At 70.7% G+C, this 14856-nt stretch carries 15 protein-coding genes; 5 read left to right on the top strand and 10 right to left on the bottom strand.

Annotated elements, in window-relative coordinates; translation table 11 throughout:
* Nucleotides 1-19 precede the first annotated feature (19 nt).
* From ABH920_RS09280 to ABH920_RS09270, 3 genes are all read left to right on the top strand, one after another.
* Nucleotides 20-865, top strand: coding sequence for a polyphosphate kinase 2 family protein (locus ABH920_RS09280; protein ID WP_370348469.1), 846 nt, complete (start codon nt 20-22; stop codon nt 863-865).
* A 111-nt stretch (nt 866-976) separates the two neighbouring features.
* Nucleotides 977-1474, top strand: a complete 498-nt coding sequence (locus ABH920_RS09275) for an N-acetyltransferase family protein (protein ID WP_370348468.1) — start codon at nt 977-979, stop codon at nt 1472-1474.
* 50 nt (nt 1475-1524) lie between these two features.
* Entirely contained in the window at nt 1525-1929 is a 405-nt protein-coding gene (locus tag ABH920_RS09270; protein ID WP_370348467.1) for a hypothetical protein, read from the top strand.
* Between the two features lie 22 nt (nt 1930-1951).
* Here the strand turns inward: ABH920_RS09270 and ABH920_RS09265 are convergent, their stop codons facing one another.
* From ABH920_RS09265 to ABH920_RS09230, 8 genes are all read right to left on the bottom strand, one after another.
* Nucleotides 1952-2929 (bottom strand): quinone oxidoreductase, encoded by a 978-nt coding sequence (locus ABH920_RS09265; RefSeq protein ID WP_370348466.1) that lies wholly within the window; start codon nt 2927-2929, stop codon nt 1952-1954.
* A 125-nt stretch (nt 2930-3054) separates the two neighbouring features.
* Complete coding sequence (locus tag ABH920_RS09260) at nt 3055-3816, bottom strand: sirohydrochlorin chelatase (RefSeq protein WP_370348465.1); 762 nt, start codon at nt 3814-3816, stop codon at nt 3055-3057.
* Complete coding sequence (locus ABH920_RS09255; protein ID WP_370348464.1) at nt 3813-4694, bottom strand: ABC transporter permease; 882 nt, start codon at nt 4692-4694, stop codon at nt 3813-3815. The genes ABH920_RS09260 and ABH920_RS09255 overlap by 4 nt, the downstream gene beginning before the upstream one ends.
* Entirely contained in the window at nt 4684-5484 is an 801-nt protein-coding gene (locus ABH920_RS09250) for an ABC transporter ATP-binding protein (RefSeq protein WP_370348463.1), read from the bottom strand. Before ABH920_RS09250 ends, ABH920_RS09255 begins: the two co-directional genes overlap by 11 nt.
* Nucleotides 5485-5510: 26 nt before the next feature.
* Entirely contained in the window at nt 5511-6638 is a 1128-nt protein-coding gene (locus ABH920_RS09245; RefSeq protein WP_370348462.1) for an ABC transporter substrate-binding protein, read from the bottom strand.
* A 124-nt stretch (nt 6639-6762) separates the two neighbouring features.
* Nucleotides 6763-8124, bottom strand: coding sequence for a sulfate adenylyltransferase subunit 1 (locus tag ABH920_RS09240; protein ID WP_370348461.1), 1362 nt, complete (start codon nt 8122-8124; stop codon nt 6763-6765).
* Nucleotides 8124-9047 (bottom strand): sulfate adenylyltransferase subunit CysD, encoded by a 924-nt coding sequence (gene cysD, locus ABH920_RS09235; protein WP_370348460.1) that lies wholly within the window; start codon nt 9045-9047, stop codon nt 8124-8126. Before cysD ends, ABH920_RS09240 begins: the two co-directional genes overlap by 1 nt.
* Before the next feature lies 1 nt (nt 9048).
* A complete protein-coding gene (locus ABH920_RS09230; protein ID WP_370348459.1) occupies nt 9049-9780 on the bottom strand; it encodes a phosphoadenylyl-sulfate reductase in 732 nt (243 codons plus the stop codon).
* Between the two features lie 487 nt (nt 9781-10267).
* Here ABH920_RS09230 and ABH920_RS09225 point away from each other — a divergent pair, with 487 nt between their 5' ends.
* Nucleotides 10268-11116, top strand: coding sequence for an LLM class flavin-dependent oxidoreductase (locus tag ABH920_RS09225; protein ID WP_370348458.1), 849 nt, complete (start codon nt 10268-10270; stop codon nt 11114-11116).
* A gap of 21 nt (nt 11117-11137) precedes the next feature.
* Here the strand turns inward: ABH920_RS09225 and ABH920_RS09220 are convergent, their stop codons facing one another.
* Entirely contained in the window at nt 11138-12868 is a 1731-nt protein-coding gene (locus tag ABH920_RS09220; RefSeq protein ID WP_370348457.1) for a thiamine pyrophosphate-dependent enzyme, read from the bottom strand.
* A 51-nt stretch (nt 12869-12919) separates the two neighbouring features.
* Here ABH920_RS09220 and ABH920_RS09215 point away from each other — a divergent pair, with 51 nt between their 5' ends.
* On the top strand, nt 12920-13621 hold the full coding sequence (locus ABH920_RS09215) for a hypothetical protein (RefSeq protein ID WP_370348456.1): 702 nt from the start codon (nt 12920-12922) through the stop codon (nt 13619-13621).
* A 64-nt stretch (nt 13622-13685) separates the two neighbouring features.
* On the opposite strand, the gene ABH920_RS09210 is transcribed toward ABH920_RS09215, so the two are convergent.
* Nucleotides 13686-14813, bottom strand: coding sequence for a hypothetical protein (locus ABH920_RS09210; protein WP_370348455.1), 1128 nt, complete (start codon nt 14811-14813; stop codon nt 13686-13688).
* Nucleotides 14814-14856 lie beyond the last annotated feature (43 nt).

Here is a 14856-nt window from a genome sequence, read left to right as displayed (position 1 = left end):
CGGATGGCAGTCTTCCTTCATGGCGAAGTCTTTCACGCACCTGCTGCGGGCCCCCGATTCCCCGGTCAAGCTGAACAAGCTGCCCTCCGACGCGCACCCCGGCGTCGACTCGAAGTCCGAGGCGCTCCAGAAGCTGCCGAAGCTCGCCGCGCGCCTGGCCGACCTGCAGGAGCGCCTGTTCGCGCAGTCCCGCGGCGGCGTCGAGCCGGCCCGCCAGAGCCTCCTGCTGGTGTTGCAGGGCATGGACACCTCGGGCAAGGGCGGCACGGTCAAGCACGTGGCCGGCGTGATGGACCCCGGCGGCCTGCGCATCTCCTCCTTCAAGGCCCCGACCGAGGAGGAGCTGTCCCATGACTTCCTGTGGCGCATCCGCAAGGCCCTGCCGGCGCCCGGCATGGTCGGCGTCTTCGACCGCAGCCACTACGAGGACGTCCTCATCGTCCGGGTCCGCGACCTGGTCCCGCGCGAGCAGTGGGAGCTGCGCTACGGCCTGATCAACGAGTTCGAACAGGAACTCGCCGACCAGGGCACGACCGTGGTCAAGTGCTTCCTGCACATCAGCCGCGACACCCAGAAGGAACGCCTGCTGGCCCGCCTGGACGACCCCACGAAGCTGTGGAAGTACAGCACCAACGATGTCGCCGAGCGCAAGCTGTGGCCGGCCTACGCCGAGGCCTATCAGGCCGCGCTGAACCTGACCTCGACCGAGACCGCGCCCTGGTACGTGATCCCCGCCGACCGCAAGTGGTACCGGAACTTCGCGATCACGAACCTGCTCGTCGAGACCCTGGAGCGGCTGGACCCGAAGTGGCCGCCGGCCGGCTACGACGTCGACGAGGAGAAGAAGCGCGTGCTCGCCTCCTGAGAATTGCACGCCTCCCACCAGCCTGAACCCGATTCAGCCGCTATGCAGGGCCACGCGAAAGTCGACCGATCGGCCCGCTGCCGGACCGCGGCCGGCCGCTATCCTCGCGCCATGACCGTGCACATCCGCGAAGCCACCGATGAGGACTGGCCGCGCATCTGGCCCTTCTTCCGCACCATCTGCGCCGAGGGGGAGACCTACGTCTACCCCTACGAGCCCTCCGAAGAGGAAGGCCGTGCGCTGTGGATGGAGCGGCCGCCGGGGCTGACCGTGGTCGCGGTCGACGACGCGGGCACGGTCCTCGGCACCGCCAAGATGGGCCCGAACCGGCCCGGCCCCGGCGCGCACGTGTCCACCGCGAGCTACATGGTGGACCCGGCGGCCGCGGGCCGTGGCGTCGGCCGGGCGCTCGGCGAGTACTCCCTGAAGTGGGCTCGCGAGCAGGGCTATCACGGGATGCAGTTCAACGCGGTCGTGGAGAGCAACGCCCGCGCCGTGCACCTATGGCAGTCGATCGGTTTTCAGATCATCGGGACGGTTCCGGGGGCGTACAAAAGCCGGGCCCACGGCTACGTCGGGATCCACGTGATGTACCAGAAGTTCGATTGATCTTCCGGCCTTTATCAAGACCCTTGTTTCATCCGACGATATGCGTGAGCATGGGTGCCATGGTCTCGGCGGCGCAGTCCGGTTCCGATCGTTTTCAGGCCAACACGCTGGCCGTCCTCGGGTTCGCGGCGCTGACTCTCGCATCGCTGGCCGTCCCCTGGCCCGCGCGCCACGGCCAGGACTGCCTGCACGTGGTGCGGTGGCTGAGCGTCGGGTTGATCGTCCTGTCGGCGCTGCGGCTGACGGTGCCGGCGGTCCGGCTGGCGTGGCTGTCGCTGGCGGCGGCGACCGGGCTGGCCGCATCCGCGGTGCTGGCGGCGGTCCAGTGCCTCGACGCACCCGGTTCGACCCTGCACGCCGGGCCGATCGCCACAGCGACAGCCGCGCTGCTGTGCGCGGTCGCCGCCGGCCGCGGCCCGGCGGCCCAACGGGCCCGAGCCGGGACGCGGCCGTGACTTCTCCGAACCAGACGGGGAACTACGGGATCAGCAGCAGCTTGCCCGTCGTCTTCCGCGACTCCAGGTCCTGCTGCGCCAGCCCGGCCTCGCCGAGCGGATACGTCGCGCCGACCCGCACGTTCAGCTCACCCTCCTGGATCCACCGGAACAGGTCGCTCGCGCGCCACTCCAGCTCCTGGCGGGCCACGATGTAGTTGCCCAGCGTGGGCCGGGTCAGGAACAGCGAGCCGCCCTGCGACAGCCGCAGCGGCGCGATCGGCGGGACCGGTCCGGAGGCGTTGCCGAAGCTGACCAGCATCCCGCGCATGCGCAGTGCGCCGAGCGAGGCTTCGAAGGTGTCCTTGCCGACGCCGTCGTAGGCCACGTGCACGCCCTGCCCGCCGTTGCGGTGGCGGACCTCCTCGGCCAGCTCCTCGCCGGACACCTGGTCGTAGCGGATGACCTCGTCGGCGCCGGCCTCGGTCGCCAGCTTGGCCTTGGCCTCGCTGGAGACGGTGCCGATCACCTTGCCGCCGGCCGCCTTCACCAGCTGGGTCAGCAGCAGGCCCATGCCGCCGGCCGCGGCGTGCACCAGCGCGGTCTCGCCGGCCTTGATCGGGTACGTGCTCTGTGTCAGGTAGTGCGCGGTCATGCCCTGCAGCATCACGGCGGCGGCGGTCTCGATGTCCACGCCGTCCGGCACCGTCACGGCCCGGTCGGCCGGCACGATCACCTGTTCGGCGTAGCTGCCGCGGGCGTCCACGGTCGCCACCCGGTCGCCGGGCTTGAAGTCCGTGACGCCCTCGCCGACCGCCAGTACGTGCCCGGCCGTCTCGGCCCCCGGCGTGAACGGCAGGTTCACGGCGTACAAGCCGCTGCGCTGGTAGGTCTCGATGAAGTTCACGCCGGTGGCGCCGACTTCCACCAGCAGCTCACCGGGCCCCGGCTTCGGGTCGTTGACCTCGGAGAGTTGCAGGACCTCGGGTCCGCCGGTCTGGCCGACGACGATCGCGCGCATACACGGATCCTTTCAAAGGTTGCGGTGGTTCGCCGCTTGCAACCTTGCCCCCGCCGTCTTGATTCCGCCTGCCCGATTGACGGAATCGCTCAACCGGCGGCTCAGACCCTGTCTCACGCCACGGCTCAGGCCACGTGCGCCAGGCAGCCCGTCATCGCCCCGTCGAACCGCGCCAGCACGGCCGAGGCCACCTCCGGCGCGTTCCCGAGCTCGGCCGCCACCGCGTCCGCCCCGGCGCGCAGCGCCGAGCCCCGGATCCGGTCGGCCAGGAACCCCGGTGCCAGGAAGTACGGCGCCACCACGACCCGCCGCGCCCCGCGCTCGCGCAGCGCCCGCACGGCGTCCCCGGCCTGGTCGCCGACCGCCGGGACCGGCACCACGTGCTCCCAGCCGCTGCGCTGCCAGTCCTCGGCCAGCTCGTCCACCGCCGCGGCGGCCACCCGGTCGGAGGACCCGGCCCAGGCCAGCACCACGGACGCCTCCTCGTCGCCGGGCCACACCCCGGCCTCGCGCAGCCGTCGCTCCAGACCCGCCATCAGCAGCGGATGCGGTCCCAGCGGCTCGGCCACCATCGGCTGCGCCACCCCGGCCTTCCAGCGCCGCGGCAGCGACTCGTGCGCCGCGGCCACCGCCGCCGGGATGTCCTGCCGCACGTGGTAGGCGGTGTTCAGCAGCAGCGGCACCACCTTCACCTGCTGGTACCCGTCCCGGACCAGGCCGTGCAGGGCGCGCGCGGCCGTCGGGCCGCAGTGGTCGAGGAAGGCCGTCTCGACCCGCAGCCCCGGCCGCTGCTCGCGCACCGCGTCCACGAGCCCTGTGATGACCTCGCGGTGCCGCGGGTCGCGGCTCCCGTGGGCGACCGCCAGCATCGCACCCGCCTGGTTCACGCCAACCCCCTCGCCTTGAGCACACGCCGCTCCAGCGGCGCGAAGAGCAGCTGGTTGACCGCCACCCCGACGGCCAGGATGAGCACGATCGCCGCGAACGCCCCGGACATGTCGTTGGCGTCCTGCGAGTTCTTCAGCAGGAAGCCCAGCGAGTGTCCGAGGTTCGCGGACTGCACGATGATCTCCGAGGCCAGCAGTGAGCGCCAGGCGAAGGCCCAGCCCTGCCGCAGCCCCGCGAGGTAGCCGGGCAGCGCGGCCGGCAGCAGGACGTGCCGTACCGAGGCCAGGCCGCGGGCGCCGATGTTGTGGCCGACGCGCAGGTACAGCGGCGGTACCTGGTCCAGTCCGGAGACGACGCCGACGGAGATGGAGGGCACCGCGCCGAGCAGGACGACGGTGTAGAGCATGGCCGGGGTCGGTCCGAAGAACATCAGGGCCGGCGGGACCCAGGCGACCGAGGGCAGCGACTGCAGGCCGGACAGGATCGGGCCGATGCCGGAGCGGATGGTCTTGAACCGGCTGACCAGGATGCCCAGCGGGGTGCCGATGGCGACCGAGGCCCCGAAGCCGACGGCGCCGTGCGCGATGCTGTGGCCGACCGCGCCCCAGGCGTCGCCGCCGGAGAAGGTGTCCTTGAGCGAGGAGAAGACCTCAGAGGGTCCGGGCAGCTTCCAGTCCGGCCAGATCTTGGCCGCGTAGAGGACCTGCCAGACGGCGAGGATCAGTGCGACGGCGACGATCGGCGGGATGACGGAGGCGGCCACGCTCCTGAGTCTGCTGGACTCCGGTTCCGCCGATGTTTCCAGTGCGTCAAGCCCGGCTTCGATGTGTGCGAGAGTGTCGCCGGGCCGACCGCCGGTGTCCGTGTCAGCGGCCATGGCGGCTGATCTCCTTGCGCAGGTCATCGGTGATCTCAACCGACAGGTCCGCCACCGCCTTGTCCTCGATGCGCCGCGGCTGCGGGATGTCCACGCGCCACTCCCGCGCCACCCGGCCGGGACGCGAGGACAGCAGCACGACCCGCTGGCCCAGGCGCACCGCCTCGCGCACGTTGTGCGTGACGAACAGCACCGCGAGCCCGGTGGCCTCCCACAGCCGGATGAGCTCCTCGTGCAGCACGTCGCGGGTGATGGCGTCCAGCGCGGCGAACGGCTCGTCCATCAGCAGCACCGGGCTGTCCTGGGCCAGCGCGCGGGCCAGCGCGACGCGCTGCCGCATGCCGCCGGAGAGCTGGTGTGGACGCTTGTCGTAGGCGCCGCGCAGCCGGACCAGGTCCAGCAGCCGCTCGGTCTCGGCGCGGCGGTCGCGGCGGCCGGACAGGCCGCGCAGCCGCAGCGCCAGGTCGATGTTCTCCCCGGCGGTCAGCCACGGGAACAGCGCGGACTCCTGGAACATCAGCGCGGCGCGGCCGGAGGGCACCTCGACGGTGCCGGCGCTCGGCGCGTCCAGGTCGGCGACCAGGTTCAGCAGCGTGGACTTGCCGCAGCCCGAAGCGCCGAGCAGGCACACGAACTCGCCCGGCGCGACGGTCAGGTCGATGCCGTCGAGCACCGGGGCCCCGCCCCGGAAGGTCTTGCCGACCTTGGTCAGCCGGACGGCCGGCTGGGACTCGGGGGAGTGGCCCGAGGCGATGGCGTCCGTGGTGGTTTCGGCAATGGCGGCGGTCATGGCGGTCTCCCCTTAAGTCTCTGGCGCTACTTGGTGGACGGTTCGGCCAGCCCGGCGTCGGACACCGCGGGCCGGCCGTCCTTGGCCAGCTCGGTGTTCAGCAGCGTCAGGTCGAAGATGCCGTGCAGGTCTGTCTTCTTGAGCAGCCCGGTGGACACGGCGTGATCCATCGAGGTCTGGAGCGAGGCGGCCAGCGGGTCGTCGGTCGGCGTCTGCTCGCTGAACGCGCGCTGGATCTCGGCGGCGGTGAGGGCCTTGCCGGTGAGCTTCTTCAGCTGGTCGTTGACCAGCTTCTGGGCGTCGGCGGGAGCCGAGGCGATCCACTGGTTGGCCGCGATCTGGCCGTCGATCAGGGCCTTGACGGTGTCCGGGTGCGCGGCGAGGAAGGTGCTGGACACCACCAGGTTGGTGGTCGCGAACTGCCCGCCGGGCCACAGGGTGCGCTCGTCGACGAGCACCTTGGCCCCGGCCTCCAGGACCATGCGCGAGGCCCAGGGCTCCGGCAGCCAGGCGCCGTCGATGTGCCCGGCCTTGAACTGGTCCAGGGTGGCGGCGTTGTCCTGCGGGTTCACCGACACGTCGCCGGTGCCGTCCGCGTTGGCGGTCAGGCCGTTCTGCTTCAGCCAGGCGCGCAGGGCGACGTCCTGGGTGTTGCCCTTCTGCGGAGTCGCGAGGGTCTTGCCCTTGAGGTCGGCCGCGCTGCTGATCCCGGGCCGCACCACCAGCTCCGCGCCGCCGCTGGTGGCGCCGGCGACGATCTTCAGCGCCTGGCCGTGCGACTGGGCGAAGGCCGACAGGGCCGAGGAGGGCCCGACGTAGGCGGCGTCCAGCTGGCCGCCGAGCAGCGCGGTCATCTCCGCGGGGCCGGCGTTGTAGATCTGGGTGGTCAGCTTGGTGGCGCCCAGGGCCTTGGCGAAGTCGCCGTGTGCGACCCCGACCAGGGCCGTGGCGTGCGTGACGTTCGCGAAGTAGCCCAGCCGCAGCTCCCCGGCCGCCGTGGACGTGCTGCCCGCGGCGGTGGTGGAGGAGGCCGTGGCCGGCCCGGAGGAGTGGTTCGTGGTGGAGACGTACGCGGCGATGACGATCACCAGCGACACGAGCATCCAGCCGGCCGCGACGGTCGCGGCGACGGCGGAGAAAGCCCTTCGTATCAACGTACGCTCCAGGGACTGCGGGACTACGGGGATCTTCGATGTCGGAACAGGGGCCTGAGGTGCTGCCCGGCGGTCCGACATCGCACGTCCCCGGTGAAGTTCTGGGAGAACAAAGCGCGTTCGATCACGAGAAGACCCCCAGCGGGTCCCCGGACATGCCGGCGGTGAGGGTGTCGCCGCTGGCGGGGTCGATCAGCAGGAACGAGCCGGTCTCGCGGTCCGCGGCGTAGGGCTCCAGCAGGATCGGCGAGGCGGTGCGCAGGACCACGCGGCCGATGTCGTTGGCGTGCAGGGTGTGCGTGGTGGGGGCGTCGTCGTCCCAGGCGAACTCGTCGGCCTCGGCGTTGGCGGCGTCGGCGGCGGTCGAGGACGCGGCGGCCAGCGGGTCGGAGATGTCCAGCTTGGCGGAGATCTCCTTGACGATCGCCTTGACGGTGCGGGTGGTGTGCTTCAGCAGCACCCGGTCGCCGACCTTCAGCGGCTTCTCCGAAAGGTGGCACACGGTCGCCACCACGTCCTGCACAGCGGCCGGGGCGGCCTCGGCCGGGGCGATCAGGTCGCCGCGCGAGACGTCCAGCTCGTCGGCCAGTAGCAGGGTCGCGGCCTGGCCGGCGGTGACGCGCTCGGCCGGGTGGCCCAGCAGGTCTATGGCGGCGATGGTCGAGCGCTGGCCCGAGGGCAGCACCACGATCGGGTCGCCGACCTCCAGGTGTCCGGAGGCGATGGTGCCGGCGTAGCCGCGGTAGTCGGCGCTCTGGTGCCGGATCACGTACTGCACCGGGAACCGGCCGGCCGGGCGCCGCTCGGTCTGCACCGGCACGTTCTCCAGGAACTCCAGCAGGGTCGGGCCCTCGAACCAGGCCAGATCCGCCGAGGGCTCCACGACGTTGTCGCCGCGCAGCGCGGAGACCGGGAGCGCGGCGTGGTGCTCGATGCCCAGCGCCGTGGCGTAGGCGGCGAAGTCGGCCTCGATCTCGGCGAACCGGTCCTTGTCGAAGTCGACCAGGTCCATCTTGTTCACCGCCAGCAGCACCCGCGGCACCCGCAGGAGGGCGGAGACGGCGGTGTGGCGGCGGGTCTGCTCGGCCAGCCCCTTGCGGGCGTCGACCAGGATCACCGCGAGCTCGGCGGTGGAGGCGCCGGTGACCATGTTGCGGGTGTACTGCACGTGCCCGGGGGTGTCGGCCAGGATGAACCGCCGGCGCGGCGTGGCGAAGTAGCGGTAGGCGACGTCGATGGTGATGCCCTGCTCGCGCTCCGAGCGCAGGCCGTCGGTGAGCAGCGCCAGGTCGGCCTGCTCCAGTCCGCGGTTGCGCGAGGTGCGCTCCACCGCCTCGTACTGGTCGGCCAGCACCGACTTGGTGTCGTAGAGCAGCCGGCCCACCAGGGTCGACTTCCCGTCGTCCACCGAGCCGGCGGTGGCCAGCCGCAGCAGTCCTGCGACCTGGGTGTCCTTCGCGGTCGGCGCGTCCAGCAGCACAGTCATTAGAAGTACCCCTCTCGCTTGCGGTCCTCCATGGCGGCCTCGGAAAGGCGGTCGTCCGCGCGGGAAGACCCGCGCTCGGTGATCCGGGAGGCGGTGATCTCTTCGATGACCGCGGCGACGTCGGAGGCGTCGGAGTCGACGGCGCCGGTGCACGACATGTCCCCGACGGTGCGGTAGCGCACGATGCGGGTCTGCACCGTCTCGCCCTCGCGCGGACCGCCCCAGTCGCCGGGGGACAGCCACATGCCGCCGCGGGCGAACACCTGGCGCTCGTGCGCGTAGTAGATCTCCGGCAGCTCGATCTCCTGCTCGGCGATGTACTGCCACACATCCAGTTCGGTCCAGTTGGACAGCGGGAACACCCGCACGTGCTCCCCGGGGCGGTGCCGGCCGTTGTACAGCCGCCACAGCTCCGGGCGCTGGCGCTTGGGGTCCCACTGCCCGAAGTCGTCACGCAGCGAGAAGACCCGCTCTTTCGCGCGGGCCTTCTCCTCGTCGCGGCGACCGCCTCCGAAGACGGCGTCGAACTTGTGGGATTGGATCGCGTCCACCAGCGGCACTGTCTGGAGCGGATTGCGGGTGCCGTCGGGGCGCTCGACCAGGCGGCCGTCGTCGATGTAGTCCTGCACGTGCGCGACGAACAGCTGCAGACCGTGCTCGGCGACGGTGCGGTCGCGCACGTCCAGCACCTCGGGGAAGTTGTGGCCGGTGTCCACGTGCAGCAGTCCGAACGGCACCGGCGCCGGCGCGAACGCCTTCAGCGCCAGGTGCAGCATGACGATCGAGTCCTTGCCGCCGCTGAACAACAGCACCGGCCGCTCGAACTCGGCTGCCACCTCGCGGATGATGTGGACCGCCTCGGCCTCCAGCGTCCGGAGATGGTCGTGCGCCGGGGCGGTCTCGTCGTGGGTCAGGGTGCTCATGTCAGGTGTGCAGTCCGCATTCGGTCTTGGCGTTGCCGGCCCAGCGCCCGGCCCGCGGGTCCTCGCCCGGCAGGGGCTTGCGCGTGCAGGGCTCGCAGCCGATCGAGGTGTAGCCCTCGAGGAACAGGGGGTTGGTCAGGACTCCGTTGTCGGTGATGTAGGCGTCGAGGTCGTCCTGGGTCCAGGCGGCCAGCGGCGAGATCTTGACCATGTCGCGCTTGGCGTCGTAGCCGATCACCGGGATGTCCGCGCGGGTCGGGGACTCCTCGCGGCGCATGCCGTTGATCCAGGCGACGTAGGGCTTGAGCGCGCGCTCCAGCGGCTCGACCTTGCGCATCGCGCAACACTTGTCGGGGTCGCGCTCGTGCAGCCGCGGGCCGAACTCGGCGTCCTGCTCGGCCACGGTCTGCAGCGGCGTGATGTTCAGCAGCCGCACCGGGTAGACCTCGGCCACCGCGTCGCGCGTGCCGATGGTCTCCGCGAAGTGGTAGCCGGTGTCCAGGAAGGCGACGTCGATGCCCGGGGCCGCGGTGGACGCCAGGTGCACCAGGTGGGTGTCGGCCATGGACGAGGCGACGACCAGGTCCGCGCCGAAGGTGGCGTGGGCCCACTGGACGATCCGCCCGGCCGGGGCGTGTTCGAGTTCCGCGTTGGCCTGCTCGGCCAGCGCCCGCAGGTCGGTACGTCCCGTCGAGGCCGGGTCGACCGACGCGAGCGTGGTGTCCGCTGACATTTCGGGGCTTCCCCTTACAGTGGCGGGCACACGGACGTGCCGGACGCCCGACGCGCCGGGAGCCGCGCGGAAGCGGCGTCACACGGACGGCGTGGGGGGAGTGCCGGCGGACCGTGGGCCCTGGAAGATCTTGAACGGCAGATCGCGGGCGAGGTCTACTGGACCGGCATACAGACCATGCTGGACAGCCGTCCGAAGTCGACGTGACGCCGACCGACGAGCGCGATTCCAGCACGAGACATGACTAGAGAGTCGCACGCGGTCCGCGGGTCGTCCACTGTCGTCCATGATGCGGACTATGTGTCTCACGCCACTTCGCGGTGCCGAAATGGGTTTGTTCCGGCCCCGGATCGCGCTTTAGGCTGCCGAATACTCCGACAGGGAGCTCCTCAGCACGAACGCCGCAGAACGGGAGCCCTACGCTTCGCCTCGTCGAAGTCCTGGAGAGGGCGGCACTGATTCGTCGTGCCCTCACGGAGGTTTTCCCTTGGAAGTCGGAATCGGTCTGCCCGTCAGCGCCCCCGAGCTGCTGCTCGACTGGGCCCGCGCCGCGGACACCGGACCGTTCACCACACTCGGCCTGCTCGACCGGCTTGTCTACGACAATCCGGAGCCTCTGGTCGCCCTGGCCGTCCTGGCCGGTGCGACCAGCCGCGTACGCCTGCAGACCGAGGTGCTGCTGGCCCCGCTGCGCGAGCCCGTCCTGTTGGCCAAGCAAGCCGCCACCCTGGACCGGATCAGCGGCGGCCGTTTCGTCCTGGGTCTGGGCGTCGGCGGTCGCGAGGACGACCACGAGGCGGCCGGCACGGACCTGCACACCCGGGGACGCCTGCTCGACCGGCAGATGGGCGTCATGCGGCGCGTCTGGTCCGGCGCCCCCTACAGCGACACCGTCGGACCGATCGGTCCGCGTCCGCACCGCGCGAACGGTCCCGAGGTGCTGTTCGGCGGGTTCCGTCCGGCGGCGCTGGCTCGCGTGGCCCGCTTCGGCGACGGCTTCCTCGCCGCCGCCGCACCGTCGTGGATCGGGCCGCTGATCGAGACGGTGCGCCGCGGTTGGGACGAGGCCGGCCGGTCCGGAGAGCCGCGGATCGTGGCTCAGGCGAACGTCGCGCTCGGTCCTGAGGACGTCCTCGACGACGCGCGGACGGCCATGGCCGCGTACTACCGGTTCACCGGCGGCAGGGCCGATCGGATGGTCGAGGGGATGCTCACCGCTCCTGCGTCGATCCGGCAGACCATCGCGCAGTATGCGGATCTCGGCGTCGACGAGGTGATGCTCTACTGCTACGGCCGCGACCCGGGCCAGGTGGACCGGCTCGCGGAGGCGATCTGAGCTCTATGGACGTGCGGAGCTCTAAAGCAGGCGCACGTTATGCGTCGCCTCCTTGACGACGTCTCCGAGGTGCCCGGTCAACGCCTGCTTGGCGACGCTGAGCGTGAAGCCCTTAACGGTGGCCGCCGGAGTGTGCGCCGGTAGGGCCAAGGCATAGGGATCGACGACCACGTCGACCACCACGGGTCCGCCGCGGTGGCTCAACGCTTCCTTCAGACCCTGCTCCAGGTCGGCGGGGCGCTCGATCCGGATGCCCCTGGCACCCATCGCCTCGCCGACCTTCGCGAAGTCCGGGTTCTGGAAGTCGACGCCCCACGGGGTGAGCCCGGCTTCCTGCATCTCGATCCAGACGAAGTCGAGCTTGCCGTTGTTCAGGATCACGTGGACGATCTCGGCCTTGCGCTGTACCTCCGTGAGGAGGTCGCCGAGGCCGAGCATCGTGAAGCCGCCGTCCCCGCACAGCGCGATCGCCGCGCGGTCCGGGAAGGCCATCTTGGCGCCGAAGGCGTTGGGGGAGGCGCTGGCCATGGAGGCCCACGTGAGGCTGCCGAACATGTGGCGCTTAGGGCCGAAGTGCAGATAGTGCGCGGCCCAGATGCACGCGGTACCGGTGTCGACGGTGAACACCGCCTCCTCCGGGGCGAGTCTGTCGAGGGTCGCTGTCAGGTACTCGGGTCGGATCTGCTTGAGCGCCGGACCGTGTTCGACGTAGTGCTGTAGTTGTTTGTCGAACTCTTCCGTCTTCTTTAGACACTTCCGCAGGAAGGCGTCGTCGGACTTAGGAGTCACCTGCGGCAGTAGTCGGTCCAGGGTGGCTCCGACATCGCCGACCAGTCCGTGCGCCAGCGGTACCCGGCGGCCCAGGCGGCGTCCGTCCCGGTCCACCTGGACCACCTTCACGCCCTTGTGCGGGAGGAACTGCGGGAACGGGAAGTCAGTACCCAACATCAGGAGTACGTCGGCGTGGTTCGCCGCCTCCCAGCAGCCGCCGTAGCCCAGCAGTCCGGTCATGCCGACGGCGTGGGGGTTGTCGTACTCCAGCCACTGCTTGCCCTTGAAACTGTAGCCGACCGGTGCGTTCAGCTTGTCCGCGAGCGCACGGACCTGGTCCCTGGCGTTCTGGCAGCCCTCGCCGCCGAAGATGGTGACCGTCTTCGCGCTGTTGATGATGTCCGCGAGCTTGGCGATGTCCACATCGGGTGCGGGGCCCGCGACAGTGTTGGGAACTGTTATATGTGTCGCCACATCCGGGGCGTCCGCGGCTGCGACGTCGCCCGGCAACGAGATCACCGTCGGGCCGTGCTCGGTCAGCGCGGTGGTGATGGCGGAGGTGACTATGGGGCGCAGCTGTTTGGGGTCTACCAGGCGTCCCGTATAGAGCGACGCCACATTGAAGAACGTATAAGGGTTCAGCTCTTCCAGACCGTCGGTGTCCATGATGGCGGTCTCGACGTCGCCGGCGATCGCGATCACCGGGGCGCCCTCCTTGCGGGCGTCGATCAGACCGTTGATCAGGTGGCTCACGCCGGGGCCGGCAGTCCCGCACACCGCGACCGGACGCCCGGACATCTTCGCCTCCGCGACCGCCGCGAACACGCCCCACTCCTCGTGCCGGACGTGCACGAAGTCGATGCCGCCGGCCCGCCGCAGCGCGTCGATCGCCGGGTTCAGGGCGTCGCCCACGATCCCGTAGCAGCGCCGCACTCCGGCGTCGGCGAGCATTTTCCACAGCACGTCCGCGACAGTAGGCATGCCGCCAGTCTCGGGGAGGGGGCCAGAGCCGGGGTCGCTAGAGTGAGCCGCGTGGGGGACCAGAAGACGCCGACGATCCCGATGCCGTCCGTGCCCGCCGGCGCTTTGTGGGAGATCTCCCTCGCGGCGTATCTGCGGCGGCGCACCGACCTTCCCTCATTGGCCCTCAAACCTCTGGGGCTGCTCGACCGCTACGGCGAGGTCGCCGTCGGACCGGACCACATGGCCTTCGACGGCGAGGACGTGCCCTGGGACAAGGCCGTCCGGGTGATCGTGCGGGACGTGGTCGAGGTGGTCTCCGACGCGGCGATGGCCCGCGAGGCGGAGAAGATCCGGCACATGCTGCCGCCGGTGCCGGGCCGCAAGTGGGTGGTGGACCACGCGATGGCACTGCTCGGGGAGTTCGCGGCGCCGAGGCTGACGAAGGCGCGCGGCGGCGACGTCGTGAGCGAGGTCGTGTACCGCGGTGCGTTGGGACGGGAGAAGACTCTCCAGGCCGGTGTGTTCGCGGCGCTGGTGATGGCGACCTGGCCGCAAGTGCGGCAGAGTTTGGTCACTACTGCGCGGGCGAATGGAGTAGATGTGTACGGCGAGAACGCACACCAAGAGGCTGTCGGTTCGGACGACGCGCCCACGATCATGCTCCCGGCCCAGTCGGACCCGGCTCAGGAGAATCTGAGCGCTTCCGGCGCCTCGGTGATGCCGCCGCGTCAGGACCTGTGGACCCCCGCCGAGCCCCAGCCAGAGGGCTGAGAACTCGGCAGGAGCCGCAGACTTCTTAGAGAAGCTTCCTTAGAGAAGCCTTCTTAGAACAGGGTCACTTCACCGTCGCGTGCGTCAGCGCGCAGACGTTGGTGTCGTTGGACCAGCTGCCCTGGAAGGTGTAGGTGCCGTTGCCGAACTTCACGTTGCCGGCGCCGCCGGTCACGCCCTTGAGCCAGGCGCACTCGTCGGCGTTCTCCTGGCCCTGGTAGGGCGAGCCCGCGACGTTGTTGGTCCAGCCGCCGGCCGGGTTCTGGTCGGTGATGGTCTCGCTGTACTCGTGGCCCAGGGTCATGGTCCAGCCGTCGAGGGTGCCCTTGCTGCCGGAGTTCAGGAAGTTGACGCCGCAGCCCTGGCCGGAGTCCATGTTGTAGGGCTGGTTGGAGAAGGCGAAGTCGCCGACGGTGGACGCGACGGCGCCGCCGGTCAGCGTGCTGTCGCCGTTGTAGTCGTGCCAGGCGCAGTACTGGCCCTGGTAGTTGTCCGGGTTGGTGCCGTGCGGGGACAGGATCACGTAGTAGGCGCCCCGGTTCTTCGCCGCGGTGGTGTTGCCGAAGTGCTTCGCGGCCTTCAGCGCCTCCTCACCGAGCTGGTGGCCGGTGGCGGCGGCCGGGGACTTGGCGGAGTTGTCGTACCAGGCGCCGGCGAGCACGCCGCCGGTCGGGTAGGGCACGTGCAGCGCGCCCGACGGGCAGCTGGTCGCGCCGGTCTTGACCCCCGAGCCGTCGCAGTACTGCGTCATGGTCCCGGACCACGACTCACCGCCGGTACCCACGCCCTTGAAGAGCATCTGCGCCGGCGCGGCGCCCTTCTGCGGGTCGTTGGAGAAGGTCAGGTTGCCGTTGGCGTCCTTGCTCTGGGTGCCCCACTGGCTCCCGTAGAAGATGACATAGACCTTCGGGTGCTGGTCCATGACACCGATGCCGTCTATGCCGCCGCCGTAGGACAGCGTCTCCGGACCGGTCGCGGCCGTCTTCGCGAGGCCGGCCTCGTGGGCGGCCTGCGCGCGGATGGCTGCGGCGCCGGAGACTGTGGGCAACACGCCGGTACGCAGGTGCGGGGCCGGAGCGCCGGCCTGCGCCGTCCCGGAGGTGCCGAACGCGGCGAGCACCGCGGCGGTGGCGCCGATGGCGGTGGCGGCCAGACGCGCCTTGCCACGGCGGGTCGTGGGGGTGTGGAGCATGTGGTGGCTTCCTCTCGCTGGGACCTCGCCGCCCGGCCGGGGT

The organism is Catenulispora sp. EB89, assembly GCF_041261445.1.
Lineage (GTDB): Bacteria > Actinomycetota > Actinomycetes > Streptomycetales > Catenulisporaceae > Catenulispora.
Note: the sequence above shows the minus strand (reverse complement) of the source record. Positions and strands in the feature narration are given on the sequence as shown.

What these genes read in the sequence shown, in the direction of transcription:
- ABH920_RS09230 (WP_370348459.1), bottom strand. Translation starts at nt 9,780, where the DNA reads ATGTCAGCGGACACCACGCTCGCGTCGGTCGACCCGGCCTCGACGGGA.
- ABH920_RS09270 (WP_370348467.1), top strand. Translation starts at nt 1,525, where the DNA reads ATGGGTGCCATGGTCTCGGCGGCGCAGTCCGGTTCCGATCGTTTTCAG.
- ABH920_RS09220 (WP_370348457.1), bottom strand. Translation starts at nt 12,868, where the DNA reads ATGCCTACTGTCGCGGACGTGCTGTGGAAAATGCTCGCCGACGCCGGA.
- cysD (WP_370348460.1), bottom strand. Translation starts at nt 9,047, where the DNA reads ATGAGCACCCTGACCCACGACGAGACCGCCCCGGCGCACGACCATCTC.
- ABH920_RS09250 (WP_370348463.1), bottom strand. Translation starts at nt 5,484, where the DNA reads ATGACCGCCGCCATTGCCGAAACCACCACGGACGCCATCGCCTCGGGC.
- ABH920_RS09280 (WP_370348469.1), top strand. Translation starts at nt 20, where the DNA reads ATGGCGAAGTCTTTCACGCACCTGCTGCGGGCCCCCGATTCCCCGGTC.
- ABH920_RS09265 (WP_370348466.1), bottom strand. Translation starts at nt 2,929, where the DNA reads ATGCGCGCGATCGTCGTCGGCCAGACCGGCGGACCCGAGGTCCTGCAA.
- ABH920_RS09210 (WP_370348455.1), bottom strand. Translation starts at nt 14,813, where the DNA reads ATGCTCCACACCCCCACGACCCGCCGTGGCAAGGCGCGTCTGGCCGCC.
- ABH920_RS09255 (WP_370348464.1), bottom strand. Translation starts at nt 4,694, where the DNA reads ATGGCCGCTGACACGGACACCGGCGGTCGGCCCGGCGACACTCTCGCA.
- ABH920_RS09240 (WP_370348461.1), bottom strand. Translation starts at nt 8,124, where the DNA reads ATGACTGTGCTGCTGGACGCGCCGACCGCGAAGGACACCCAGGTCGCA.
- ABH920_RS09275 (WP_370348468.1), top strand. Translation starts at nt 977, where the DNA reads ATGACCGTGCACATCCGCGAAGCCACCGATGAGGACTGGCCGCGCATC.